General features: G+C 58.9%; 3 protein-coding genes and 1 pseudogene. 1 reads left to right on the top strand and 3 read right to left on the bottom strand.

Features of this window, described 5'->3' with window-relative positions; genetic code table 11:
- Positions 1–184 (bottom strand): annotated as a pseudogene (locus CCD76_RS20245) (hypothetical protein); the annotation flags it as partial.
- Positions 184–639 (bottom strand): excisionase family DNA-binding protein, encoded by a 456-nt coding sequence (locus CCD76_RS19135; RefSeq protein WP_087721080.1) that lies wholly within the window; start codon positions 637–639, stop codon positions 184–186. The gene CCD76_RS19135 and the pseudogene CCD76_RS20245, both read right to left, overlap by 1 nt.
- 229 nt (positions 640–868) lie before the next feature.
- Between CCD76_RS19135 and CCD76_RS19130 the strand changes: the two genes are divergently transcribed.
- On the top strand, positions 869–1,465 hold the full coding sequence (locus tag CCD76_RS19130) for a hypothetical protein (protein WP_087721079.1): 597 nt from the start codon (positions 869–871) through the stop codon (positions 1,463–1,465).
- 34 nt (positions 1,466–1,499) lie between these two features.
- Here CCD76_RS19130 and CCD76_RS19125 read toward each other — a convergent pair whose 3' ends face one another.
- Positions 1,500–2,237: a hypothetical protein gene (locus tag CCD76_RS19125; protein ID WP_087721078.1), complete on the bottom strand. Its 738-nt coding sequence runs from the start codon at positions 2,235–2,237 to the stop codon at positions 1,500–1,502.
- Between the last annotated feature and the right edge of the window lie 295 nt (positions 2,238–2,532).

Below are 2,532 nucleotides of genomic sequence, written 5' to 3'. Positions count from 1 at the left end.
TGTTATTAAATAAGTGGGTGTCCTTTTTTTTCCTATGGAGCAGATTACGCATCCACTCATGATGAATCTGCTGTGACCAGCGCGCCCGATAGAGGTCTCTCATCGCCAGATACATCAACAAGCTGCGTAACGGCGCGGGATACATCACGCAGGCGTCATAAACGACCGTGAAGTGGGAACTCATCAGTACCCCAGATTGAGAGACTGGTCGAGAGCCGAGAGTTCGTCGAGGGCAGCCAGTCGCTCTTGATCGACACGCTGCTTGTACTGCATGACATCGGTGTATTTGACCTTGCGACGGTTGCCCGCCCGATGAAAGGGGATGTCCCCGTCGTTGAGCAGCTTGATAAACGTCGGTCGCGACATATTCAACAGATCAGCGCCTTCCTGTGTCGTCAGCTCCGCGTGGACCGGAATCAGGCTCACTGTATTGCCTTCACCGAGCTCCGTCAGGATGTCGACCAATAGCCGCAAGGCACTCACCGGCAGTTCTACCTGATGGCTTGTGCCATCACGATGGGTGAGTGTGACCTGTTGAGTGGCCGCTTTTGTCTCGACGTAAGCGGCCAGCTCACGACTGGAGAGCTTGGCGACGGCCGCTTCTTCGGCATTGGGTAGGGACTGAAGGACCGAGCCCATGGTTCACCTCTGGCGAGTCCGCCATTACGTTGCACACTATGGCAGCCATGATAGCCAATCGAGAAGCGCTCGACAATATTCGAAATATTCGAAACCACTCTCTCGGTCAGGTCCTGTCGCCATCCTCGCCTAGCTGTGATCTCTCACGTCATCGAGACCCAGCTACAGCTGTTGTGGTCAGCATGCGCTTGTCCCAGATGGAACCCGTGGACCTGCGAGTCGCGGGATCGTGCTGTTCGATGATCTCCCCGCGGCGGATCGCAGTTTGCAGGTGGCGGCCTATGAGTTGCTACTGGATCGTCGACTGGGTGATCTCTATCGCTTGCCCGATGGCTGGTTGGTGATGGACGTGGCGCCTCGCCCTGCCCTGTTATCGCCCAATAAATTGGGCTCCTACAATGACGGTGCCAATGTCGCCGGACCGGTCGATCGCCCAATGAATTGGGCGCCTGCAATGGCGATACCGACGTTTGCCAAACCTGCTAATCGCCCAATAAATAGGGCGCCTACAACGATATTGCCAACGGTGTTTGTAGGCGCCCCGCTCTGCTGGGCGATGGATATGGCGCATCAACCTGCCCCGTTATCGCCCAATAAATTGGGCTCCTACAACGATATTGCCAACGGTGTTTGTAGGAGCCCAGCTTGCTGGGCGATGGATGTGGCGCCCCAGCCCGCCCCGTTATCGCCCAATAAATTGGGCTCCTACAATAGCAATGCCGGCGCCGAAGAAACCGTCCGCCGGGAGCGATACAAACCAACGGTGTTTGTAGGCGCCCAGCTTGCTGGGCGATGGATGTGGTGCATCAACCTGCCGGGGCGATAAGTGCCGGTGCAACGCCCAACGGGATTTGACCGGGCTATCGATCCCGTGAGGCATACAGCGCCAGACTCAGCACCACCAGGCTCAGGGTGGTAATCACCTGGACAAAGGGAAGCCAGGCTCCAGGCCCTTGCGAAGCGCAGACGTACGCGCCCACATTGGTCAGGGTTCCGATGGAGAGCGACATGACGACCGCCCGCCCCATGACGAAGCCGGTTTCGGCCCAAGGCACCAACGACAGCAGCGCCCCATAGAACGCGGCGGCGTACAGGAAAATCTCCAGATAGCTGGTCATGGCCAGACGCAAACGGCCATGGCGATGAAGCGCCGATCGATCCGTATGGACGCGCGGATTGCGCAGCACATCCCGGGCAAAGGCCAGCGTGATCTCGATACTGCGGGACAGGAAACGCCAGCCGCACAGCGCCGCCCAGAACGTCGCCCACGGCGTGTCGAGGGGGACCAGCAGCAGGCTGCCCACGCAGAAGGCCAGGCTGAGCCACAAGTTGAGCCGATTGCAGCAGATGATGAAATACGCCCTCTCGACCTTCCCCATGCCTTGCTTGAACGTGGCGGCCGCCGCATAGCCACTCGAGACCAGCCACATCAGCATCGGCGTCAGTCGCACCGGTCGGCAGCCGGGCCACCTCTTTCGGCTCACACGGGAACTCGCCCAGGCGTGCAGGGCGATCTCGAGGCCGGTGTAAAGCCCCCAGGCGATGAGCCACGCTCGCCAATCCGAAGCGAGCATGACGATGCTGTCTTGTTGGATCAATGTCTCCTCCTGGCAATTCGCCGCGTTTCAAAATAAAAACCCCCAGCCGCGCCGGTACTCGTAGCACTGGCCGCTGACGGCATCGGTGCCGCACAGGAAGGCGCGCCGCACGCAACGGTTGACCAGGTGATACCAAGGGTGGCGTCGAGCGACACCAGGGCGGCGCGGGGACGGGTCATGGCGAAAGGCCTCAGCGAGTCGGCGTTATTTTTATATTAGCTTATGCAAATACACTGTTAAATAAGTGGGTGTCCTTTATTTTTTTCCGCTCGGCCACCGAAGTGTAGGCAGACGT

This window comes from Salinicola salarius, assembly GCF_002179555.1.
In the GTDB taxonomy this organism is placed as follows: Bacteria; Pseudomonadota; Gammaproteobacteria; order Pseudomonadales; family Halomonadaceae; genus Salinicola; species Salinicola salarius_A.
This window is presented reverse-complemented; position numbering and strand designations above follow the sequence as displayed.